The organism is Pseudomonas sp. Irchel s3b2, assembly GCF_900187445.1.
GTDB lineage: Bacteria > Pseudomonadota > Gammaproteobacteria > Pseudomonadales > Pseudomonadaceae > Aquipseudomonas.
This window is the reverse complement of the sequence record NZ_FYEB01000010.1, coordinates 175,564-198,770: the sequence shown is the minus strand read 5'-3', so window position 1 is coordinate 198,770 and position 23,207 is coordinate 175,564. Positions and strand designations below refer to the sequence as shown.

At 58.9% G+C, this 23,207-nt stretch carries 17 protein-coding genes, 2 rRNA genes and 3 pseudogenes; 11 read left to right on the top strand and 11 right to left on the bottom strand.

The genetic code is table 11. From position 1 onward, the window contains the following. A 5S ribosomal RNA gene (gene rrf / locus CKW20_RS20535) occupies positions 1-100 on the top strand; the annotation flags it as partial. A 107-nt stretch (positions 101-207) separates the two neighbouring features. After that, positions 208-323: ribosomal RNA gene (gene rrf / locus CKW20_RS20530) — 5S ribosomal RNA — on the top strand. Positions 324-388: 65 nt separating this feature from the next. Here the strand turns inward: rrf (CKW20_RS20530) and CKW20_RS20525 are convergent. The 4 genes from CKW20_RS20525 to CKW20_RS20510 form a co-directional block, all read right to left on the bottom strand. Continuing rightward, positions 389-1,585 carry a PepSY domain-containing protein gene (locus tag CKW20_RS20525; RefSeq protein ID WP_095054541.1) on the bottom strand — a complete coding sequence of 399 codons (1,197 nt, stop codon included), beginning with the start codon at positions 1,583-1,585 and terminating at the stop codon, positions 389-391. Between the two features lie 72 nt (positions 1,586-1,657). Next, positions 1,658-4,159, bottom strand: coding sequence for a TonB-dependent siderophore receptor (locus CKW20_RS20520; RefSeq protein ID WP_095054540.1), 2,502 nt, complete (start codon positions 4,157-4,159; stop codon positions 1,658-1,660). An 88-nt stretch (positions 4,160-4,247) separates the two neighbouring features. Next, positions 4,248-5,261, bottom strand: a complete 1,014-nt coding sequence (locus CKW20_RS20515) for a FecR domain-containing protein (RefSeq protein WP_095054539.1) — start codon at positions 5,259-5,261, stop codon at positions 4,248-4,250. Continuing rightward, positions 5,261-5,761: a sigma-70 family RNA polymerase sigma factor gene (locus CKW20_RS20510; protein ID WP_095054538.1), complete on the bottom strand. Its 501-nt coding sequence runs from the start codon at positions 5,759-5,761 to the stop codon at positions 5,261-5,263. The genes CKW20_RS20515 and CKW20_RS20510 overlap by 1 nt, the downstream gene beginning before the upstream one ends. A gap of 235 nt (positions 5,762-5,996) precedes the next feature. On the opposite strand from CKW20_RS20510, the pseudogene CKW20_RS30225 reads away from it, so the two are divergent. Beyond that, positions 5,997-7,031, top strand: a pseudogene (locus tag CKW20_RS30225) (cache domain-containing protein); the annotation flags it as partial. A 117-nt stretch (positions 7,032-7,148) separates the two neighbouring features. Next, the gene (locus CKW20_RS30220) at positions 7,149-7,934 is read left to right on the top strand and encodes a methyl-accepting chemotaxis protein (protein ID WP_371857442.1); all 786 of its coding nucleotides are present in this window, start codon (positions 7,149-7,151) and stop codon (positions 7,932-7,934) included. Between the two features lie 118 nt (positions 7,935-8,052). Here CKW20_RS30220 and CKW20_RS20500 read toward each other — a convergent pair whose 3' ends face one another. The 5 genes from CKW20_RS20500 to CKW20_RS20480 all read right to left on the bottom strand — a co-directional run bounded on the left by CKW20_RS20500 (position 8,053) and on the right by CKW20_RS20480 (position 15,139). Further along, on the bottom strand, positions 8,053-8,520 hold the full coding sequence (locus CKW20_RS20500; RefSeq protein ID WP_095054536.1) for an SRPBCC family protein: 468 nt from the start codon (positions 8,518-8,520) through the stop codon (positions 8,053-8,055). Between the two features lie 29 nt (positions 8,521-8,549). Continuing rightward, complete coding sequence (locus tag CKW20_RS20495) at positions 8,550-11,966, bottom strand: non-ribosomal peptide synthetase (protein ID WP_095054535.1); 3,417 nt, start codon at positions 11,964-11,966, stop codon at positions 8,550-8,552. Positions 11,967-11,979: 13 nt separating this feature from the next. Then, positions 11,980-12,909, bottom strand: a complete 930-nt coding sequence (locus tag CKW20_RS20490) for a diiron oxygenase (RefSeq protein WP_095054534.1) — start codon at positions 12,907-12,909, stop codon at positions 11,980-11,982. Next, complete coding sequence (locus CKW20_RS20485) at positions 12,906-13,682, bottom strand: DUF3050 domain-containing protein (RefSeq protein WP_095054533.1); 777 nt, start codon at positions 13,680-13,682, stop codon at positions 12,906-12,908. Before CKW20_RS20485 ends, CKW20_RS20490 begins: the two co-directional genes overlap by 4 nt. Before the next feature lie 746 nt (positions 13,683-14,428). Further along, the gene (locus CKW20_RS20480; protein WP_095054532.1) at positions 14,429-15,139 is read right to left on the bottom strand and encodes a GntR family transcriptional regulator; all 711 of its coding nucleotides are present in this window, start codon (positions 15,137-15,139) and stop codon (positions 14,429-14,431) included. Between the two features lie 198 nt (positions 15,140-15,337). Here CKW20_RS20480 and lapG point away from each other — a divergent pair, with 198 nt between their 5' ends. The 3 genes from lapG (at position 15,338) to CKW20_RS20465 (ending at position 18,745) form a co-directional block, all read left to right on the top strand. After that, positions 15,338-16,030, top strand: coding sequence for a cysteine protease LapG (gene lapG, locus CKW20_RS20475; protein ID WP_095054531.1), 693 nt, complete (start codon positions 15,338-15,340; stop codon positions 16,028-16,030). 14 nt (positions 16,031-16,044) lie between these two features. Then, complete coding sequence (gene lapD / locus CKW20_RS20470) at positions 16,045-17,991, top strand: cyclic di-GMP receptor LapD (RefSeq protein ID WP_095054530.1); 1,947 nt, start codon at positions 16,045-16,047, stop codon at positions 17,989-17,991. Between the two features lie 424 nt (positions 17,992-18,415). Then, positions 18,416-18,745 carry a DUF6124 family protein gene (locus CKW20_RS20465; RefSeq protein ID WP_371857441.1) on the top strand — a complete coding sequence of 110 codons (330 nt, stop codon included), beginning with the start codon at positions 18,416-18,418 and terminating at the stop codon, positions 18,743-18,745. A gap of 163 nt (positions 18,746-18,908) precedes the next feature. On the opposite strand, the gene CKW20_RS20460 is transcribed toward CKW20_RS20465, so the two are convergent. Together CKW20_RS20460 and CKW20_RS20455 are read right to left on the bottom strand one after the other, a co-directional pair. Next, a complete protein-coding gene (locus CKW20_RS20460) occupies positions 18,909-19,247 on the bottom strand; it encodes a tryptophan synthase subunit beta (protein ID WP_095054528.1) in 339 nt (112 codons plus the stop codon). A gap of 148 nt (positions 19,248-19,395) precedes the next feature. Further along, positions 19,396-19,740: pseudogene (locus tag CKW20_RS20455) on the bottom strand (type I secretion C-terminal target domain-containing protein); the annotation flags it as partial. A 5-nt stretch (positions 19,741-19,745) separates the two neighbouring features. On the opposite strand from CKW20_RS20455, the pseudogene CKW20_RS20450 reads away from it, so the two are divergent. The 4 genes and pseudogenes from CKW20_RS20450 to CKW20_RS20435 all read left to right on the top strand — a co-directional run. Continuing rightward, a pseudogene (locus CKW20_RS20450) lies at positions 19,746-20,093 on the top strand (HlyD family efflux transporter periplasmic adaptor subunit); the annotation flags it as partial. Between the two features lie 293 nt (positions 20,094-20,386). Continuing rightward, a complete protein-coding gene (locus CKW20_RS20445) occupies positions 20,387-21,298 on the top strand; it encodes a TauD/TfdA family dioxygenase (protein ID WP_095054527.1) in 912 nt (303 codons plus the stop codon). 15 nt (positions 21,299-21,313) lie between these two features. Further along, on the top strand, positions 21,314-22,339 hold the full coding sequence (locus tag CKW20_RS20440; protein WP_095054526.1) for an ABC transporter substrate-binding protein: 1,026 nt from the start codon (positions 21,314-21,316) through the stop codon (positions 22,337-22,339). Positions 22,340-22,344: 5 nt separating this feature from the next. After that, the gene (locus CKW20_RS20435; RefSeq protein WP_095054525.1) at positions 22,345-23,205 is read left to right on the top strand and encodes an ABC transporter ATP-binding protein; all 861 of its coding nucleotides are present in this window, start codon (positions 22,345-22,347) and stop codon (positions 23,203-23,205) included. Positions 23,206-23,207: the final 2 nt, after the last annotated feature.

The window sequence follows — 23,207 nt, the reverse complement described above, 5'->3', positions numbered from 1 at the left end:
CATTGGAACCACCTGATCCCATCCCGAACTCAGCAGTGAAACGATGCATCGCCGATGGTAGTGTGGGGTTTCCCCATGTGAGAGTAGGTCATCGTCAAGATTAAATTCCGAAACCCCTATCTGCGTAAGCAGGTAGGGGTTTTGTTTTAGTAGAAGTCACCGATTTTGCTGGCACGTTACCGCTGTAACGGGCTGGTCACAGAATTTCTTGACGACCATAGAGCATTGGAACCACCTGATCCCATCCCGAACTCAGCAGTGAAACGATGCATCGCCGATGGTAGTGTGGGGTTTCCCCATGTGAGAGTAGGTCATCGTCAAGATTGAATTCCGAAACCCCTGTCTGCTTATGCAGACAGGGGTTTTGTCTTTCTGGGCTATAGGAACTTCAATCCGGTATGGGGTACATCCCGCTCTTACGTACCTTGCTACTCCTTCGAGCCAGCAACTTGCGCCACCAGATATAGATTCCCGTCACTGACAATACTGCAATCAAAACACCCAACACCGCGATCATCACTTGCCCGGTGAGCCCAATTATTCGCCCTCCGTGTATCGGCAATTGCAGCCGATAAAAACGCTCTCCCAAGGTGCCTTGCCCTGCAATTTCCTGCCCCAGTAAACGCCCGTCCGTGCCATGGAAGAACAGCCAGGACTTTCCATGGGCCTCGGTATCATGTTGCCCAAACCCTGCCCCATAAAAGTTGTACTCAAAGCTGTAATACAACTCCCCGATCGCAGCTGTCAGCCCCAGCCTTTGCCCTTCCTGCAACGCACGTTCATAAGCCTGTTGATAACTCAGCCGTGTAACCCCCAGCTCCTCGGCAGGCATTCGTCCACGGGCCTCATAAACGCTCGGCTCAACCGGCGAAAACAGTGATACCGCAGGCTTGAAGACCTGACTCGGCAGGTTCATGGCGACACTGCTGACAGCGATCGGCAACAGCAATAGCCACAGCCACAAACCACCCGCCCGATGCAGATCGAAGTTCAGTCGGTAGGCATGCCCGCCTTTGATCTTCCAGGCCATAGACCACTTCCTCCAGAACGGTTTCCCTCGTGGAAGGGTCAGCCAAAGCGCAATGAAACAATCGACAACCCAGGCGATCGCGACCAGTCCCATTAACAACAACCCCCAGTTATCCGGCAGGACCAGGTTGTAGTGAAACTCAAGAATGAACGGAATGAAGTTCTCCCGCTGAAAACAGCATTCCCCCCAGAACCGCTGGCCCATTTGCTCGCCATTGACCGGATCCAGATAGAACACCTGATTGGGCTCGGCAAAAGTTTTTCCGGTCGCAGGATCATTGCGCGGTACAGCCGCCAGCAATGACGTATGACCCGGTTCTGATGGGTACTCCATGTACCAGACTTGTAGCTTCGGATGCTTAGCTTGCAGCTTGTCGACCAAGGTGCCGGGCGGCAAACGCTGACCTTCGGAAGACGCTGTATAAAACTCCGGATTAAGCCACTCATCCAGCTCATGATTGAACGCCAGAATGCTGCCCGTAAGCCCCGCCATCAGCAAAAACAGCGCGGTCGCCAAACCGATGTAACGATGAAGTAGAACCAGAAATGCACGCATGGAATTTTCCTGCAGAGACGACAAAGCCAGCCCCTGGACTCAGGTGCTGGCTTTGTCGTCATAACGAATGATTTAGAACTGGTAGCTCACGGTAGCGGCGACGTTGCGCTCTTCACCCAGGTAGCAGAAGTTCAGGCTGGCACAGGAGGCCACGTAGGACTCGTTGGTCAGGTTGTTGGCATTCAGACGTACGTCCACGCCCTTCAAACCCACCTTGCCCAAGTCATAGCCGACAGACGCATCGAACAGCGTGTAGGACGGCACCTTCAGGGTGTTTTCCGCATCGGCCCAGCTGTAGCCGACATAACGCACGCCGCCGCCCAGACGCAGGCCGTCAAGCGCTGCGCTGTCGAACTTGTAGTCCGCCCATACCGAGGCCATATGGCGTGGTGCCTGAGTCGGCGAGTTGCCCTTGTTTTCGATCACGTCGGTGTCGGTGCTCAACGTACTGATCATCGACTTTGAATACTCGATGTCGGTGAAGGTGTAGCTGCCGAGGACTTTCAGGTTATCGGTCAGCTGCATGTGCGCTTCCAGTTCCAGACCTTGGGAGCGGACGGCGCCTACAGCGCGATAGAAGTTTTCCTGCGGCAGTTTGGTTGCCAGGTTTTCCTGATCGATGCGGAACAGCGATGCCGTGAACAAGTTGTCGGTGCCCGGCGGCTGGTATTTCAGGCCCACTTCCCACTGGGTGCCATCGGTCGGTGCCAGAGGATTGCCGGCGCTGTCCGCGTAGGAATTCGGGTTGAACGATTCGGAGTAACTGATGTACGGCGCAATGCCGTTATCGAACAGGTACAACGCCCCAGCCCGGCCCGTCAGCTTGGTGCGTTCGTCACTGATTTCCGTGCCCACAGGGCGTCCCGCTTCAGCCAGCCGATTTTCATCAGAGGTTTCAACCCAGTCCTGACGCAGGCCCAAAGAGAAGCGCCATTTATCCATCTCGATCAGGTCTTGCAGGTAGACGCCGGTCTGTTCCAGGCGACGCAGATAGCTGATTGGGCTGTAGAAGTCGATGGCCGAGTTGCCGTACACCGGATTGAACGTATCGATCGGCGCAAGACCGCCACTCGTCCAGTCGACCACTGTTTTGCGTCGCTGGTAGTCCGCGCCCATCAGCACGGTATGTTTGGTTGCGCCGGTGAAGAACTCGGCTTGCAACATGTTATCGACGATAAAGGCGTGGAGTTTTTCGTCGCCGCCGGTGTAATAGCGGTTCAGCTCGCTACTGGTGGGGGTGGTCCAGCCATAGGCGTAAACCTGATCGATCTTCACCTTGGAATCGAGATAGCGGAAGTTCTGCCGCGCGGTGAAGACGTCGTTGAAGCGGTGTTCGAACTGATAACCGAAGGACTGTTGATCACGCTGGAAACTATCAACGCCCGGCTCACCTTCGAAGAAGTTTGGAGAGATCCGATTGCCGTTGCGCTGATGGATCGTGCCGTCGGCCGGGACGCCGCCGTGATAGCCGCCATCAGGATCGTGTTGCAGATAGGCTTGCAGCGTCAGCGAGGTATCTTCGGTGAAATCGATGCTCACCGTCGGCGCCAGGGCGAAGCGCTTTTCCTTATTGTGGTCGAACTGTGTGTCGGACTGATCCGCCAACCCTGTCAGGCGATAGGCGATACGCTTGTCATCATCCACCGGCCCGCTGAAGTCGAAACCCATGCCGCGCTGGCCTTGGGTGCCCACCGTGGCCTGAACCTGATGATAGGGCTCATACAACGGTTTCTTGCTAGTCAACGCCACCAGCCCGCCCGGCGAACTGCGACCGTAAAGCACCGACGACGGCCCTTTGAGGATATCGACCCGTTCGAGGAAATACGGGTCCACCTGCATGGTGCTGTAGGTGCCGCTGTCGCCCATGGATTTGAGACCGTCGAGATAAATGTTATCCACCGAGCCGTCGTTGAAACCGCGCATCGCCACATAGTCATAACGGTGGGTCGCGCCGTAAGGGTTGGTCAGCACGCCCGGGGTGTAGCGCATCGCCTGGGACACGGTTTGCGAGCCTTGGTCGTCCATTTGCTCGCGGGTCACCACGGACACGCTTTGCGAGGTTTCCAGCAGCGCGGTACTGGTCTTGGTGGCGATCTGGCTGTGCGTCGCGTTGTAGCCATCCGTGCTGCCCAGCGCATTGCCCAAGGCGAAGCCTTTGATGTCGGTGGTGGGTAACGCCAGGGCTTCGGTTTCAGCGCCGGGCCGCAGCACATAGCTGCTGCCATCCTGACTGACGGCCACAAGCCCTGTGCCGTTGAGTAAATGGCTCAACGCCTGATCCGCCGAATAGTCGCCCTGTAATCCCGGCGACTGGAGGCCCTGGGTTTGAGCTGGAGTCGTCGACAGCGTGATGCCCGCCTGACGCGCGAATTGGTTGAGCACATCGCTCAAGGAGCCGGCGGCAATGTTGTAGCGGTGGCTAGTGGCTTCGCTGCCTTGGGCTGCAACGCCAAGTGTCGGCAGCAGGCCGACACCCAATGCGGTCGAGAACAGTGCCGCGCGGATGGCGTGGCGCAATACGCCTGATTCCGCGGTGAAAGGGAGAGGGTTCTTACTGATGGGGCGCACAGTCATTGTAGGTTTCCGTAGGAAGTCGCTGAAGGCAGAGTTGAAGTGCTTACTGACTAAGCCGGACTTGTTCGGAAAACCCGCCAAAAATAATTCAGGCCTGTCGCTCCAGCGTCACCCACCAGCGAGTGCGATAGCGCAGTTGCACCGGCAGGGTGTGCGGCAGGATGGCCAGCAGTTTGTCGGTGTCTTCGAGACGGAAAACCCCGGACAGCCGCAAGTGGGTAATGTCCGCCGTGCAGGTCAGATAGCCGGGACGGTAACGTCCGACTTCATTAATAAAATCCCCGAGGCGCATGTTTCGGGTTACGATCAGGCCGTCGACCCAGGCGCCGGCGTCCATGTCTTGAGGCGGTGCCAACTGTGCGCGACTTCGATCGATCAGGTAACTCTGCCCGGCCTGCACCTGAATCGGCAGACCATCGGCGGCCCGTGGCGAATGGATCGCGACCACGCCGCTGGTGACGCTGAGCCGTGTGCAGTCAGTGTCCTGGCGAACGATGAAGCGTGCAGCCATCCCTTCGAATACGCCGTGACGGCTTTGCACCCGCAACGGTCGATCAAACGAAACCCCTTCACTTGCCCCGTCGCACGTCACGATGATCTCGCCGCGAGTCAGTTTGATCAGGCGCTGTTGCGCGCTGTAGTCCAGATCCACCGCGCTGGCAGTGTTGAGTTCCAGGCGCGTGCCGTCCGGTAACTGGAAACTGCGTCGCTCACCCGTGACTGTGGCGAAGTCGGCGGTCCACTGTTGCCAGCCGATCGTATCCTTGCCCAGCCACGCCGCCGAACCCATCAGCAATGCGCCCGACAGCAGCTTCAACGCCTGGCGTCGCCCGAGCCGCTGTGCGCTGTTTTCCAAAGTGTTGAAAGCGACTTGGGCGCCGGGCACCGCGCGCAGATTACTGCTCAACTCGGCTTGCAGGGACTGCACCCGTTGCCAGGCCAATTCATGCTCACGGTGTTCCGCGCGCCAGACGTCGCATTGCTGGCGCAATCTGGAATTGGTCGCGTTGTTACGCAGGCTCAGCAGCCAGTGGATGGCTTGTTTGACCACCTGCTGATGAGGCTCGCCGCGGCGGTTCAGCACTGAGTTATCCACAGGCATTACGCTTCATACCGCAGCACGTAGCAGTGATACAGCGCGTCGGCCACATAACGTTCCACTGAGCGTAGGGACAATCCCATGTGTTCGGCGATCTGCTTGTGGGTAAGTCCTTCGCACTGGGCCAGCAGGAATGCCTGACGTACTTTCGGCTTCAGGCCTTCAAGCATGCGGGCGATGCTTTCCAGCAATTCAAGCACCAATGCCCGGGCCTCGGCGCTCGGGGTTTCGGCCTCGGGCAAATGGGCGATGGTTTCCAGGTACGCGCGCTCGATTTCCTCACGGCGCCAATGGTCGATCACCAGGCCGCGGGCGATGGTTCGCAGAAAGGCGCATGGAGCCTTGAGTTCCAGGCGTTCGGTTCTTTGTAGCAGACGGACGAACGTGTCCTGAGCCAGATCCGCCGCATCGGCCGCATTGCCCAATCGCGCGCGCAGCCATGTGTTGAGCCAACCGTGATGGCTGCTGTAAAGCGCCTGTACTGCAAACTCAGGTGAAGACATGAACGCGACAGCTCGACGTCATAAATGATAATTAGTCGCATTGTCATCAAGGGTCAAAAAATTTGCAACTGCCGTTCGAGCAACCATCAGCAAACACTGTTGTTCGGACGCTCTAGCACGCCGTTCAGCGGGTATCTGACGAAATCCCTAAGATTTCTCCCACTCGTGCCGACAGATTGGTGAGACATGCGTGCACCAAAGTAGAGCGGCTCCAGAATGCCGTCTGCGCTGTTACATGGAATGTTGCAAACCCGGAACGCATCCCCACTTTTTGCATAAGAAGTCCCATGAAATGAATCTCAAGTTCAGCCATAAAATTCTGCTGGCCGCTTCAGGCGTCGTGGTGCTGGCTTTTGCGTTGTTCACTTTGTACAACGACTATCTGCAGCGAAACACCATCCGACAAAACCTCGAATCTTCCGTTGAGCAATCCGGCGAGCTGACCGCCAGCAGCGTGCAGAACTGGATGAGCGGCCGCGTGCTGGTCCTGGAAAACCTCGCGCAGAACGTCGCTCATCAAGGCGCCAATGCCGATTTGCCGGGGCTGGTCGATCAACCCGCCCTCACCTCGAACTTCCAGTTCACCTACGTCGGGCAGGCCAATGGTGTGTTCACCCAGCGCCCTGACGCGAAGATGCCGGACGGCTACGATCCGCGTCAGCGCCCCTGGTACAAACAAGCCGTGGTCGCCGACAAGACCATGCTGACTCCGCCCTACATGGCAGCGGTCGGCGGGTTGGTGGTGACCATCGCCATGTCGGTGAAAAAGCAAGGTGAACTGCTGGGCGTCGTCGGTGGCGACCTGAGTCTGGAAACCCTGGTGAAGATCATCAACTCGGTGGACTTCGGTGGCATCGGTCACGCGTTCCTCGTCAGCGCCGACGGTCAGGTGATCGTCAGCCCGGACAAGGATCAGGTGATGAAGAACCTGAAAGACATTTATCCGGGCTCCAGTGTCCGTATCGGGAAAGGCATTCAGGAAGTAGAACTGAACAAGCAGGACCGCATCCTCTCGTTCACGCCGGTGAGTGGTTTGCCGAATGCAGAGTGGTACATCGGCCTGTCGATCGACAAAGCCAAGGCCTATGCACCACTGAGCCAGTTCCGCACTTCGGCGCTGATCGCGATGTTCATCGCCGTGACCGCCATTGCAGTGCTGCTGAGTCTGCTGATTAACGTGCTGATGCGTCCGCTGACCACGATGGGCCGTGCGATGCAGGACATCGCTCAGGGCGAGGGCGACCTGACCCGTCGTCTGGTCGTAGAAAGCAAAGACGAGTTCGGCGAGTTGGGCGGCTCCTTCAACCAGTTCGTGGAGCGGATTCACGCGTCGATTTGCGAAGTGTCTTCGGCGACCCGTCAGGTTCATGACCTGTCGCAACGGGTAATGGCATCGTCCAACGCTTCGATCATCGGCTCTGACGAACAAAGCGCTCGCACCAACAGCGTGGCCGCGGCGATCAACCAATTGGGCGCCGCTACCCAGGAAATCGCCCGCAATGCCGCCGATGCTTCGCAACACGCCAGCGGCGCGAGCGAGCAGGCCGATGACGGTCGTCAGGTGGTGGAAAAAACCATCCTGGCCATGACTGAGCTGTCGCAGAAAATCAGCCTGTCCTGCACGCAGATCGAAACCCTGAACGCGAGCACCGACAACATCGGCCACATTCTCGATGTGATCAAAGGCATCTCCCAGCAGACCAATTTGCTGGCGCTCAACGCGGCCATCGAAGCGGCTCGTGCCGGTGAGGCCGGTCGTGGTTTTGCGGTGGTGGCGGACGAGGTGCGTAACCTTGCTCATCGCACCCAGGAATCGGCGGAAGAGATCCACAAGATGATCAGCTCGCTGCAGATCGGTTCTCGCGAAGCGGTGACCACCATGAACGCCAGTCAGGTCTCCAGCGAACAAAGTGTCGAAGTGGCGAACCAGGCCGGCCTGCGTCTGGTCAGCGTGACCCAGCGCATCGGCGAAATCGACGGCATGAACCAGTCGGTGGCCGCGGCGACCGAAGAGCAGACTGCCGTGGTGGATACCCTCAACATCGACGTCAACCAGATCAACCTGCTGAATCAACAGAGCGTGGCCAACCTCAATGAAACATTGAAAGATTGCGATGCGTTGTCCCAGCAGGCCAATCGGTTGAAGCAGTTGGTTGATAGTTTCAAGATCTGATTGAGGTCAGTTGGACCGCGTTATCGTTCTTCGCGGGCAAGCCCGCTCCCACAAGTGCCCTTGTAGGAGCGAGGCTTGCCCGCGAAAGCGTCAGATCAGTCACCGCCGAACCGAAGCCTTACACAAACAACTTCAACACATTCCCCATCGCATCATCGGCAAACCCCTGAACGAAATCCTTGAACCCCGGCAGAGCTTCGGCGCCACCTTGGGCCGGTTCGGCGATGATGGTCCAGGTCGCCCGCGACTTGTCTGCGTCCAAGGATTCAACACTCATCGCCGCCCACAAATTGGCCACGCCCAAGGTGTTGTAAATCGTCGTCCAGGTCATGTTCAGCGTCTGGTCGTCCCGGGAGTTGAGTTGCTCGACCACCAGGTTGCCGTCCTTGAAGAATTTCTTGCGCAGCGACGACACGCCTTCGCCCGTCATCTCGATGTGCGACAGCGCTGGAATGAACTGATCGAAGCCGGCAAAGTTACCGACCACCGCCCAGACTTTCGCCGCATCGGCCGGTACGTCCACCGAAGAAATGACGTGGCAGCCGTGAGGATTTTTGATCAGGGTATCGGGTTGCAGAGTTTTCATGGTTTTGCTCCGTGCAGGGTTAGGGTGAATCAGATGAAGTTGATTTCTTTGAGGTAGTCGCAGCCGCGCCGCAGCAGCGCCGGGGATTTTTCCGGGTAGTGCGCGCCCATCTGGCGGACGCCGGCCTGGGCGTTGTCGTGGCCGATCATCGAGATGTCGCCGATGTCTTCCTCGAAGCCGTTGAGGTAGAAACCCAGTACGCCAAACAGCGCGTTGTCGCTGTCGACCCGGCCCAGTTGCTGTTGCCAGTCGGCGACGCTGACCATGGCGAACTCCCGACCGGCCTCGCGAAATGACGCCACGTAGCAATCCCAGCTCAGGGGCTCGGGGTTGTGCAGGTTGAACACGGCTTTTTCGGCCTGGTAACGGCTGGCGTGGAAGGCGATGAAACGGGCGAGAAAGTCCACCGGCATCAGGTCGAAATTCAGTGCGAACTCCGGCACCTGACCGAGCTGGATCGAGCCCTTGAGCATCAGCATCAAGCGATTTTTGTGGGGCTGGCAGACGCCAGTGAGGCTGTTGAAACTGATGTTGCCGGGGCGATAAAGATTGACCCGCACCCCACGCTCCCGCGCCCGTTCGAGGATCCGCTCGCCGACCCATTTCGACAGGTTGTAGCCGTTCTTGATATAGATCGGCGGTGTCTGCGCGGCGGGCAGTTCCAGTACCCGGCCATCGTCGGAAATCGTGCTGGACGCCGAGAGCGTCGAGACGAAGTTGAAGATCTTCTTGCTGCGCCCTTCACACAGACGCAGGCACTCGAAAATTGGCTCGACGTTATCCCGCGCCAACGACTCGTAATCGAGGACGTGATTGACGTTGGCGGCGTTGTGCACCAGCGCACCGAACTCGCGATCCAGCCGCTGGTAAATCTCTTCGCTGAGCCCCAGTTGCGGGCGGGTGATGTCTGCCGCGTAAACCCGCACCCGGCTCAAGTCCAGATGCTCCAGACGGTTTTCCCGCAATGCGTCAGCAAAGCGTTGCGCCGCCGATTGCCCGCCGCCATCGCGCACCAGGCACGCTACTTCGCTGGCGCCCCAGGCCAGCAGCGCTTCGACGATATGAACACCGACAAAGCTGTTGGCGCCGGTGACGATCACCTTGTGCACATCGCCCATTCGGCTGACCGGCAACGGCTCGATGTTCAGTTCGCGGAAGGCATCGGCCAAGGCTTTTTCGCTCAGCACTTCTTCAGTCCCGGAGCCACGAACCAAGGTCGCCAGCTTCGCAATCGTCGGCAGTTCGATGAAGCGGTTGATCGAGATACTGCGACCGAACTCCTCACGCAAACGCAGCAACATGCGCGATAGCAGGATCGAGTGCCCGCCGAGATTGAAGAAGCTTTCGTCGGTGGAAATGTCGCTGGCGGGCAGCTCCAGCAGCTCGGTCCAGATATCTAGCAATAGCGCTTCATCGGCGCTGGCGGGCAAACGCCGTGGGCTGTTTTCGGTCACGTTGACGGGCAGTTCCAGCAGCGCTTTGCGGTCGACCTTGCCGCTGCTGGCGAACGGCATGCTCGCCAGTTCGGTCCATGCGGTGGGCTGCATGTAGTCCGGCAGAAACTGCATCGCGTGGGCTTTCAAGGCTTCGCGAGCAGCGCCGGGTTGCTCTTCCTGAGGCTGTGCGAGAAAGGCCAGAATCCGTCGATGACGGTCGATGACCACCGCCACCTGACGGTACAGCTGACTGTCGCGCAGGCAGCGTTCGATCTCTTCCGGCTCGACCCGAAAGCCGCGAATCTTCACCTGATTGTCTCGCCGCCCGCACAGTTCGATGCCATCGCGGGTCCACTTGGCCATGTCGCCGGTGCGATACGCGCGCAGGCTCTGGCCGTTCGGCAGGCTCAGGTTCAGATAGCGTTCGACCGTCTGCTGTGGGTTGTTCAGGTAACCCAAACACACCCCCGGGCCGACGATGTACAACTCACCGACGGTTTGCTCGGTCACCGGTTGGAAATCCTCATCGAGGATCAGCACCTGACTGTTGGCAATCGGTGCACCGAGGGTCCGGTTGCTGTCGCCGGGGCGCAGTTGCCGCGCGGTGATCAGCACCGTGGCTTCGGTCGGGCCGTAGAGGTTGTAGAGGTTGCCTTGGCGGGTCAGTTGCTCAATCACGTAGGGTTCGCAGACATCGCCACCGGTCATCACATGATCGAGGACCTGCAACTGATCCAGCGGCAGGATGCTTAATAGGGCGGGCGGTAAAAACGCGTGGCTCAGCCGCTGGTGACGGATCAGCTCGACCAGTTGCAGCGGGTCGCGACGTTGGTCCTCATCGGGCACGATCAGCTCGGCGCCCTGGATCAACGTGGGGAAAATATCGATCAGCGATGAGTCGAAACTCAACGATGAAAACTGCAACGCCCGGCTCTGTTCGGTCAGCTGCACGTAGTCGGCGTACCACGCGGTGAAGTGCGCGAGGTTGGCCTGGCTGAGCAACACCCCTTTGGGGTGTCCCGTGGTGCCCGAGGTATAGAGCGCCATGCACGGTGCGTCGAGATCGGGTCGTTGGCGCATCAAGGGTTGATCGAGATTTACATCGCCGATGTCGATGCGGCTGATGTCCAGCCCAGGCATCGTCTCGCTGAGCGGGTGTTCTCCGTCATGCAGCAACAACACCGCGCCGGCGTTTTCCAGGATGTACTGCTGACGTTGCAGCGGATGACTTGGCTCCAGCGGCAGGTACACCGCGCCGCAGCCCAGAATCGCCAGAATCCCCGCATACAACGCGCTGCATTTTGGCAGGCAGATCCCGATCACCAATGGTCCCTGATGCTGATCGAGCAACGGTTGCAAACGCTGTTGGATGGCGCGGCTGTGGGCGTGCAATTGCCGATAGCTCAGCGACATGCCGGCGATGTTCAGCGCCGGCCGCTCGGCAGACTGGATGAAGCGCCGTTCAAGCCGCTCGATCATCGGGATCTGGCCGAGTTGAAGCAGCCATGGTTCAGCCGTGGTGTTGAGTCGATGGACGAAGGCCAGGCGTTCTAAAAGCAGCAGACTTTCCACCTGCTCGAAGTGAGCGGGAATTGGAGGTTCGACGAGAAGAAAATAATCGCCATCCCGAGAGAAGCGGCTGACCAGCAGCGCCAAGTGATCGACCAGATCGGCCACCGCGCGCAGGCGCAATGCCTGGCCGTTGCCGGACAGTTCTTCGGCGACGGGCACGCGACTTAGCTGCATCGAGTTGTACGTGCACAGCAAGTCCAATGCTGGCAGGCCTGAGGCGCCCGGCACGCCGACACCCAGCTGCAGCGTCAGGCGCGGTGCATCGCCGAAGTCTTGAAACGGCAGGCTCGCATCGTCGATCAGCAAATCAAACGTGCTTGGCGGCAGCTCCACCAGATTCGCCAGTCGCGCCAGTGAATGACCGTGTTGTTCGAGTTCCAGCGCCAGGTCGGTCAGAGCCTGGCTTTGCCCAATGAGCAAAATATCGAGACGTCTCATGATGTTCTCCTCGTTAAACCAGGTAGTCGCTCAGGGCGCTTTGCACACACGGTGAATCGAGCAGCGAACTGCTGCGGAAAAACCGCACAATGTTGGCGACCAGCGGGTGATGGCGATTAATCGGGAAGGCCAGCCCCGACACTTCGCTCTTGAGTGCCCGACGCGCCGTGTCGTTGATCTGCAAGGCGTCGATCAAGCGGAAGTCGAAGGACTTCTGAATATCGTTGGTCAGGTAATGGCCGATGAACACCGGGAGGATTTGCGCGATGCACTGGCGATCGTCTTCGCTTGCGGTGTGCCAATAGATGCGCACCAACCGCGCCCAGAACCCGGAGTGACGACCCTCGTCGAGCAAGTGATCGGCCATCAGGCCCTTGATCGACTGCTTGACCGTGTCGTCCTTGGCGAACGCCGCGACATCGCCGGTCACGGTGTTCTCGGCGATGGCCACGCAGATCAGCTCCACGGCGCTGCGCAGGTGTTCCGGTGCGAGGGCTACCGCCGCCGGGATGGCACGGCTCAGTTCGATTTCATCCGGCAGCCCGATCGGCGCAATGCCGGTCATGGCGACGGTCTGCTGCATGAAATCCATGGCCACCAAGGCGTGGTAATCCTCGTCCACCACCACGGTCATGGCGTCGTAGCGACAGGCGAACGGGAACGCCACGCTGAAGCGGTTTTTGGCGATGCTGCGGGCGGTCTTGTCGACGATCTCGGTTTCGAAAATCACCACGTCATTGATGAACTTGTAGAGCGTCTGCACCAGGGCAAAGTCCCGTTGTTCCGGGCATTCGCGCAGGAAGGTTTCACTCAGTACCAACGGCTGACGGCTCAGCGGATAGATCAGCTTGTCGTCGTTTTCCAGTACGCGCCGGGGGCGGGTACGAATGGTCGCGCGGCTCTCCCAGGCATCGGCGAAGGATTGGTAGTCGGCGGCGTTCATGCGTTCACCTCCGCCACCGGTTCGCTCATGCTCAGGCGCAAGCCGTCCCACAGAGCGATGCGGCTTTCCACGGCGGCGATGGCGCTGGCGTAGACGTCTTCTTCACGCTGCGGATCGCCGTCGACCAGGCGCGCGAGGAGTTTTTCCGCTGCCGGGCCGTGGTCTTCGGAATCGACCTCGATGTGCCGTTCCAGGTAGTAACGGAAGGTCGGCGCCTGTTCGACGCCGATGCCCCAGTCGTCGAGAATCCGCTGGAACATCTGCGGGATGACACTCTCGCGTCCATGCAGAAACGCCGCCGCCACACTGTGCCCCGGTGCATGCATCGCGGTGTGCAAGGTGTGGCGCACGAACTGCGCGGCCGCCGGGTCGACGTCCACGCTTTGCAGGGCCACGTCATAGCTCACGCCTTCTTTTTGCAGCGCGACGAAGCGTTCGACGGCGACCGTGCTCGCACCGACTTCGCGCATCGCATCCAGGTACAACTCGAAATGGCTGTAGTGACCTTGGGCCGGACGATCGTCGGACTCTTCACCGAGCACGATCTCATTGATCAACCGCGCAGCCTGAGGATCTCGCGGCGGCAGCCAGGGCAGCTGAACGCAGGTCAGTTCCTGTTGCAGGCGCTTGGTCAGCGACATGAAATCCCACACTGCAAACACATGGGTTTCCATAAAGCGTTGAAGGACCGATAACGAATGTATTTCAGAGAAGATCGGGTGTGCACTAAGTTCTGCTTTCTTCTGATTGAGACGATCTTTAGTCGGTTTCATGAGCGAGCCTATAAGTGGTCTGGAATACCGGTGAGGATGGTGCTGAACAATAAGTGACGGTTGCTTGAAGTTTTTTATTGGCGAACAGGAGCCTCAATTGAATTGATGTCTTTCAGGTGTGTAATCACTAATTGGTACGTGGCGCCCAGGGTTTGTGGGCGGCGGAGAAAAACTAATACACGATTAAAGTGTCGGGCAAGTCATTTTTGAATTAATTTAAAGTTTAACTTTGTCGGGCGCGACAAGTTCCAATAAGACTTTTGCATTAAGTTTTATTTGGGCGTAGTTGCTCCTTTCGGCTTATATGGGCCAAAATTTAAATAAAGAGTGAATGCCTCACTCAAAGCAACTTTCTATTGGGTTCGTTGATGTGATCTGAGGGGTGGAAGTTGGCTGGGAGCGACGCCGGTTCTTCCTTTCCCGTGGCAAGACTCCTTCCGTAGGTTCTTGGTGCGTCGACTGCTCCGCGGATGCGATGCGTCGTCCGTCATTATTCGTTGGCAGCCCAAGAGTGAGCGTAATTCACGGCAGTCGCTATCACCCCTGCATGATCTGATAGGTGCAATTGTCGGGCTGGAAGATCGCGGGGGCTTTGTGGAGCAGGCATGAAGTCGCTGCACACCGGTCCGGTATGAACGAAAAGGGGGATTTGTAAGCAGATTGTTCGTCGACCAATCCAGGTGCGGATCAGCTCAATAGCGAAAGCGAGCCACTCAATGGGCTCGCTCGGGGCTGTCGCTGCGGGTTTACTTCGAGGTTTTCCGGCGCTGCGGCTCAGCGCTTTCGAGGTAGCGCGTGATGACTTCGACACCCCGGTTGAGGTGGTTTTCGAGCAACGTCACCGAACGCTCGACGTCCCGCTCTTCGGCGGCCCGCAATAACGCTCGGTGATCTTCCTGGGACAGTTTGCCCAAGCCCATGGCTTCCAGATTGAAGCGCAGGAAACGCTCCTCTTCGTTCAACCCGTCTTCGACCAGTCTCAGCAACCGCTGGTTGGGAGCCTTGTTGTAAAGCGCCATGTGGAACAGGCGATTGAGCCGGCCGATCTCGGTGTAGTCGTGTTCCGTTTCCAACTCCTCGATATAGCGCGCCGCTTGTTCGAAATCGGCGGCTTCAAGCCGGGGGATCGACCGACGCAGGGCTTCGGACTCCAGGAGGATTCGCAGCTCATAGGTTTCTGCCGCATCACCCTGAACCAACGGTGCAACCACCGCGCCTTTATGGGCGATTACGTTGAGCAGCGATTGCGCTTCGAGCTGGCGCAAGGCTTCGCGCACCGGCATGCGGCTGACACCGAACAGATCGGCCAGGTCTTGCTGACGCAAGGCGATGCCGCAAGGAATGCGACCGTCGAGAATCGCCGCACGCAGGGTTTCTTCGATCACCGAGCGCGCCAGATGAGCGGGAATCGGCCCGTTGACCTTGATACTGCTGAGAGGGTTGGGCTTCTGTGTCACAACAAACGCACCCTGTTTGGCTGAAATATTTGGATCCAAATGGACACTAGTGACTGCCTGACAGGTTGTCAAACAGTCAAAAGATCGCATTACCTTAAAGTCTAGCGTGCCGACAGTGATCTCACCGTGCCATTGTCTTTTACGGGGCTAACCTGCACCATCAACCGACTTCCACCTGCCTACCCTGGATGCCTCGCATTGGCGGCACGTTTCGCGATCCCTCGGACTTTGCGCTGGCTAGGCTGCGCACTGCTGCTGGCCGGCGCCATGCTGGGCGGGTTGCATGCCGACTGGGATTTTTCGCTGATCAGCCGTCGCGCGCAGGCATTGTACGGGCCTTTGGGGGAAGGGCAGCAGCGCATTGATGCCTGGCAGCAATTGCTGGCCACGCAGAAGCAGATTGGCGAGCTGGAACAACTCAACGTGGTCAACCGATTCTTCAACAAGCAGATGCGCTACGAAGAAGACATCGATCTGTGGCACGAGGTCGATTATTGGGAAACGCCGATCGAAGCCTTGTGGAAAGGCGCCGGCGACTGCGAAGACTACGCTATTGCCAAGTATTTCAGCCTGCGCCATCTCGGTGTCTCCAGTGACAAGCTGCGCATCACCTACGTCAAGGCTTTGCGCCTGAACCGCGCGCACATGGTGCTGACCTACTACTCGAGTCCCGAGGCCATGCCTTTGGTGCTCGACAGCCTGATCGACGCAATCAAGCCCGCCAGCCAGCGAACCGATTTGCTGCCGGTCTACTCTTTCAATGCCGAAGGGTTGTGGCTGCCGGGTGCCAAGGGTAACAAGAAGGTCGGAGACACCAAGCGGCTGTCCCGCTGGCAGGATGTGTTGAAGAAAATGCAGGCCGAAGGTTTCCCGGTCGAGACGACTAACTAGGAGCACGCGCTCAGATGTCTTTGTTCAAACAGCTGTTGATCGCTATCTGTCTGTTCCTGGTGGTCGCCTTCACCGGCAGCTTCATGGTCAGTCTGGAAAGCTCGCGTACCCAGTACGTCAATCAGTTGCGCTCCCACGCCCAAGACGCCGCGACGGCGTTGGCGCTGTCCCTGACGCCGAACATCGACGATCCGGCGATGGTTGAGTTGCTGGTCAGCTCGATCTTCGATAGCGGTTATTACGCGAGCATCCGTGTGGTCGATCTGAGCAACGACAAGACGATTGTCGAGCGCAGCGGCATCCCGGCGGTCACCAGCGTGCCGGACTGGTTCGTCAAACTGATAGACCTGGAACCGGCCGGTGGCGACGCGCTTGTCAGTCGTGGCTGGGAGCAGGCCGCGCGGGTCGAGGTGGTCAGCCATCCGATGTTCGCGTTGGCCAAGCTGTGGCAGAGCGCATTGGGCAGCCTCGGCTGGTTGCTGATCTGCGGCGCGGTGAGTGCGGTGCTGGGTGCACTGTTGCTGCGTCGGCAACTGAAGCCGCTGGATTACATGGTCAAGCAATCCCACGCCATTGCTCGCCGCGAATTCCTCAGCCTGCCCGAACTGCCGCGCACCCCGGAACTGCGCCGGGTGGTGCAGGCGATGAACCAGATGGTCGAGAAGCTCAAGGCGCTGTTCCAGGAACAAGCCGAACGCAGTGAAAAACTGCGGGCTGAATCCTATCAGGACAACCTGACCGGCCTGGCCAACCGGCGCTATTTCGAGATGCAATTGAACGCGCGGGTGAGTAATGCCGAGCAGGCCAGCTCCGGTTATTTGCTGCTGTTGCGGGTCAAGGATCTGGCTGGGTTGAACCAGCGGCTGGGCGGCCAGCGTACTGATGAGTTGTTGAAAGCGGTGGGCGAGCAGTTGTCCCGTGAGTGCGCCAAGTACCCGGAAACCCAGAACCTTGTGACGCGCATTCGTGGCGGTGAGTTCGCCGTGCTGGCACCGGGGCTGGTGCGCGAAGAAGCGCTGCAACTGGCGAGTAACCTCGAGAGTGCCCTGGCGAGCCTGCATGCGACGGGCGCCACGGATGTGGCGTCGGTGGCCTCGATCGGGCTGGCGCCGTTTGCCCATGGCGACTCGCCGCAAGCGGTGATCGGGTTAGCGGATCAGGCACTGGCCCAGGCGGAAAGTCAGGGCGAACCGAGCTGGGTGTGCCTCGATCAGGGCACGCCGGCCCGGGTTGGCGACGATCATCATGCTTGGCACACGTTGCTGGATCAGGCGCTGGATCAGCAGCGTTTCGAGCTGTATTTCCAGCCGGTGGTGGCCAGCCACGACACGCAGGTGGTTCTGCACTACAAAGTGCTGTCGCGCCTGCTCGATGAGCAGGACCAGACCATTCCCGCCGGGCGTTTCTTGCCCTGGCTCGAGCGTTTCGGCTGGACCGCGCGGCTGGACCGTTTGATGCTGGAGCTGGTGCTCGAGCAGATGGCCGACCATGAAGAGTCGCTGGCGCTGAACCTGTCCTCGGCGACACTGGCGGATCCGCAGGCGCTGAACGCAGTGTTCGACATGCTGCGTCAACATTCGAATCTCGGGGAACGATTGACCCTGGAAATCGGCGAAGAACAATTGCCTGAACAAGCGGTGCTGGAACAGCTGACGCGGCGTCTGCGCGAGCTTGGGTTCTCGCTGAGTCTGCAACGATTTGGTGGACGCTTCAGCATGATCGGTAACCTGGCGCGGCTGGGATTGGCGTATCTGAAGATCGACGGCAGTTACATCCGGGCGATTGATCAGGAGAGCGACAAGCGTCTGTTCATCGAGGCGATTCAACGGGCGGCGCATAGCATTGATTTGCCGTTGATTGCCGAGCGGGTCGAGACCGAAGGGGAATTGTCGGTGATTCGTGAGATGGGGTTGTATGGGGTTCAGGGGCAGTTGTTTGGTGAGCCTAAGCCTTGGCAGTGAAGCTTTTGAGTTAAGTCGTCAGTGAATCCGTCTTCGCGGGCAAGCCTCGCTCCTACAGGACGGATGACAACGCACCATCGCGTGAACCAGCACAACCCCCGTAGGAGCGAGGCTTGCCCGCGAAGGCGCCAGCACAGGCGCCGGAAAAATCCGATGGCAAAGTCCTAGGAGATTTCCTTCAAGTTGTAGCGGTTTTGGTGAACTTGTTCCGGCTGAAATCCAAGGCTAGTCTGGCCTTGTCACTGAATAATCGGTGACACGGACGTGCAAGTCCGACCAAACTGTTTAGGTAGCGTGCTGCCATTCCTCTCAATGAACATTTCGATGTTCACTGCTTTATGGCGGCTGCGCGCAGGAGATCCTCGGATCTGCTGGGTGTCCTAAACAGTCCCGGTCTTGCACACCTGCGCACGGCCGCCACCCTATTCGCGTGCAAGCGAACGGTGACGGCTCCAACTTACTGTTTAGGATATTTCTTATGTTCAAAGTAACGCCGAATCCGCCGGCTCCCCGCAAAGGCCGCCTCTTCACCGTCTCCCCCGACATCGACACCGAAGCCCTTCTCGCCAACGCCTCCGAAGACTTGCTGTCCATCAGCGCCATCGCCGCTGACCTGGCGGATGATGTGGAAGGCTCACGGCGCTCAGTAGCCTTGGCCCTCAGCCGAATGGCCGATGGCGTGCAATTGTTGGTGGAACGAGCGCTGGATCACCTTGAATCGCCGCAGATGATGCAGTCTCGGGCCAAGGTTTAGCGTGAGGTAGCACAGATGATCGTTCCCACGCTCTGCGTGGGAATGCAGCCCGTGAGGCTCCGCGTCACAAGGGTGCCAGGCGTAACGTCGGTGGTGGGGCTGGAACGCGGAGCGTCCCTTGAGGCATTCCCACGCAGAGCGCGGGAACGATCGGCGTCGGGCGTCAGATCAACCCCGTATCATCATCATCGATCAACTGACTCAACCCGCCCAGCGCTTCACGGGCCTGGGTCCGGTCCATCAGCTTGGCCTGCGCGGCGGCCGGCAGGTCGGTGACGCGGATCACGCCTTTTTGGGTCAGTACCTGAATCAAGTCGTCGAGTACCCGGATCATTTCCAGGTCGCTCTGCTTGAGCTGCTTCAGGCTGGTTTCAACCACTTCGTGGGCATACCAGGCCTGGATTTCATGGTGGTCGGCCGGCAGCGTTTCCGTGGCCTCGGCGTAGGCCGTGGCTTCCACGCGCACTAACTGACCTTGCGCATCGCGTTGCACGTAAAACATTGAGCATCCCTCGGAAATGGACCAGCATCGTGCTGTCAGCAGCATAGGCCAACGCAGGCGAGTATGCGGTGCGACGGTGAAATCGTCACCCGTGAGGGTGGACGCAAACGTGACGGCCGTCCGGTTTGGGTGGCCATCAGCCTGCTGATCAGCTGTTGTTGTGATCGACCTTGATGGTCGGATCACTGCCGCCAATCAACGAGTTGATGCTGGCGCTGGACCAATTATTACCTTCCAGTTTGATCGTCACATCCGGGGTGGCTGCTGCGGCATCGGCGCCGTTGAACTTGCCGCCAGAGCTGACTTGCAGGGACGACACGCCGTCCACGGTGGTGATCTTCAGGAAGTTGTCGATGGTGCTGCCGGTTTCGCCCTGCAACAGATCACGCAGGTCGATGCGGTCGCCTTCGCTGGCCTTGAAGTCCTTGATCACGTCGCTGCCGGTATCGCCAGCCTTCCAGATGAAGGTGTCGGCACCCGAGCCGCCAATCAGGAGGTACCTTGTTGGTCGAAGCCAAAATTCGTCCGCAAGACATCGCGTTCCTGCATCCGGGGCAAGACGCCACGGTGAAGTTCACGGCTTATGACTACACCATTTATGGTGGGCTCAAAGCCAAGCTGGAGCAGATCGGTGCCGACACCATCACCGACGAAGACAAGAAGACCACCTACTACATCAGCAAACTGCGCACCGAGCGCAGTCACCTGGGGACGGATGAAAAACCGTTGCTGATCATCCCGGGGATGGTGGCGTCGATGGATATCATTACCGGCAAGAAGACCGTGCTCAGTTACTTGCTCAAGCCGATTATTCGGACTCGGGCCGAGGCGTTGCACGAGCGGTAGTTTTCGGTTGGGGCTGATGGCCTCTTCGCGGGCAAGCCTCGCTCCTACAAGGGGCGCGGGCTTCTGTAGGAGCGAGGCTTGCCCGCGAAGGCGGCCTCAAAGACACCACATCTCAAATGCCATATCGTTATTCATTAACGGTATTTAAATTTCAATTCTTATGCCTATAAAGTTACTCCCCTGCGTACCTGCCGACCAATCGGCGCGCCGCACGACACGAACCAACACGGGACCTCCGTGAGTTTCTGATCGATGCGCGCCTTTTGAGCGTGCTGTGCGTGGGAGTGATTTTTATGTCAGCCGTCTCTTTTTCTTCAAAACCTGCATCAACCAGCACCACCACCATCGCGTCGCAAGTCTTCGATGTCCGCCCGTTCGGCGGCGCTGTCGGGGCCGAAATCATCGGCCTGGACCTGTCCCGCCCGATCAATGACCAGGACTTTGCCCGCATCCATCGCGCGCACCTGGACCATCACGTGGTGGTGTTCCGCGACCAACGCATTACCCCCGAACAACAGATCGCCTTCAGCCGCCGTTTCGGCGTGTTGCAGATCCACGTGCTCAAGCAGTTCCTGCTGGCCGGGCATCCGGAAATCCTCATCGTTTCCAACATCATCGAAAACGGCCAATCCATCGGCCTCGGTGACGCCGGCAAGTTCTGGCATTCGGATCTCTCCTATAAAGAACTGCCAAGCCTGGGCTCGATGCTGCATGCCCAGGAGTTGCCGTCCGAAGGCGGCGACACGCTGTTCGCCGACATGCACAAAGCCTGGGACAACCTGCCCGAGGCGCTGCGTAAAGCCGTCGAAGGTCGCTTGGCCGCGCACTCCTACACGGCGCGCTACAGCGAGACAAAGTTTGAAGGCAACTGGCGCCCGACCCTGACGCCGGAGCAACTCGCGCAAGTCGCTGAAGTCGTTCACCCCATCGTCCGCACCCACCCGGAAAACGGCCGCAAGGCGTTGTTCGTCAGCGAGGGGTTCACCACCCGCATCGTCGGTTTGCCGGAAGACGAGAGCAAACAATTGCTCGACGAGCTCTACGCCCACAGCGTGCTGCCGCAAAACATTTACCGCCATCAATGGCAGGCCCACGACCTGGTGTTCTGGGACAACCGTTCGCTGATTCACCTCGCCGCCGGATGCCCCAGCCATCTGCGCCGCAAGTTGTATCGCACCACCATCCAGGGCGACGCGCCTTTCTGATTTCGGAGAACCTCCATGTCCAAACGTCTTCCATTCGCACCCTTGGCTGCGGCCATTGGCCTGGGTTTCAGCCTGCTCGCCGGCAGCCTGGTAGCGCCGACCGTCGCCCACGCCGAAGGTGAAATCCGTATCGCCGAACAGTTCGGCATTGTTTATCTGCTGCTCAACGTGGTGCGCGATCAGAACCTGATCGAGAAGTACGGCAAGCAGGAAGGCATCGACATCAAGGTTGACTGGACCCAGCTCTCCGGCGGTTCGGCGGTCAATGATGCGTTGCTCTCCGGCTCCATAGACATTGCCGGTGCCGGCGTCGGCCCGCTGCTGACCATTTGGGACCGCACCCACGGCAAACAGAACGTCAAAGCCGTGGCCTCTCTGGGCAACTTCCCGTACTACCTGGTGAGCAATAATCCCAAGGTCAAAACCATCGCCGACTTCACCGAGAAGGACCGCATTGCGGTGCCGGCGGTCGGGGTCTCGGTGCAGTCGCGCTTCCTGCAATACGCGGCGGCCAAGCAATGGGGCGACAAGGAATTCAATCGCCTCGACAAGTACACCATCGCCGTTCCGCACCCGGATGCCACTGCGGCACTGATCGCCGGCGGCACCGAGTTGAGTGGGCACTTCTCCAACCCGCCGTTCCAGGATCAGGCGCTGGAAAACCCCAATGTGCATGTGGTGCTGAATACCTATGATTTGCTCGGCCCGAACTCGCCGACCGTGCTGTTCGCCACCGAGAAATTCCGAGATGAGAACCCGAAAACCTACAAAGCCTTCATCGCCGCGCTGACTGAAGCGGCCGAGTTTGCGCAGAACGATAAAGGTGCGGCGGCCGACACTTACATCCGTGTCACCAAGGCCAAAATCGACCGCGCGGCGTTGCTGAAAATCATCGACAACCCGCAGTTCGAGTTCAGCATCACGCCGAAAAATACCTACCCGCTGGCCGAGTTTCTCCACCGCGTCGGCGCAATCAAAAACAAACCGGATTCGTGGAAGGATTACTTCTTCCAGGACACCAAACCGCTGCAAGGGAGCTGACCGACATGAACGCCCCTTTGCAAGGCCACACGGTCAGCAAACCGATCGCGGCAGCTCAAGCGCTGCTGTCGGTCGATAACGTCAGCCTTGAATACCGCACACCCCAGCGTGTGGTTCGAGCGACCCATCAGGTCAGTTTCGAGATCGATCCGGCGGACCGCTTTGTGCTGCTCGGCCCGTCCGGCTGCGGCAAATCGACGTTGCTCAAAGCCGTTGCCGGGTTCATTCAGCCCTGTGAGGGCGAGATACGCCTGCAAGGCCAGCGGGTCGATGCGCCGGGACCGGACCGGATCGTGGTGTTCCAGGAGTTCGATCAACTGCCGCCGTGGAAAACCGTCAAACAGAACGTGATGTTTCCGCTGCTCGCTTCCAAAACCCTCAAACGCAAAGAGGCTGAAGAGCGGGCGCTGCACTATCTGGACAAGGTCGGTCTGGCGGCGTTTGCCGATGCCTATCCGCATACCTTGTCTGGCGGCATGAAAGCTCGCGTGGCCATTGCTCGCGCCTTGGCCATGCAACCGAAAATCCTGTTGATGGACGAGCCCTTCGCTGCCCTTGACGCGCTGACTCGACGCAAGATGCAGGAAGAGTTGCTGCTGCTCTGGGAAGAGGTGCGCTTCACCCTGCTGTTCGTCACTCACTCCATCGAAGAAGCGTTGGTGGTGGGCAATCGAATTCTGCTGCTGTCGCCCCATCCGGGTCGGGTGCGGGCGGAGGTCCACAGCCATCAATACGACCTGCACAGTTTGGGTGGCGTGGCGTTTCAGGAATCGGCGCGGCGGATTCATCGGCTGCTGTTTGATGAAGGTCAATCGCCGGAAACCGAGCGTGAGCTGGATTTCGCCGACATTCGCATCGCTTATTGAGC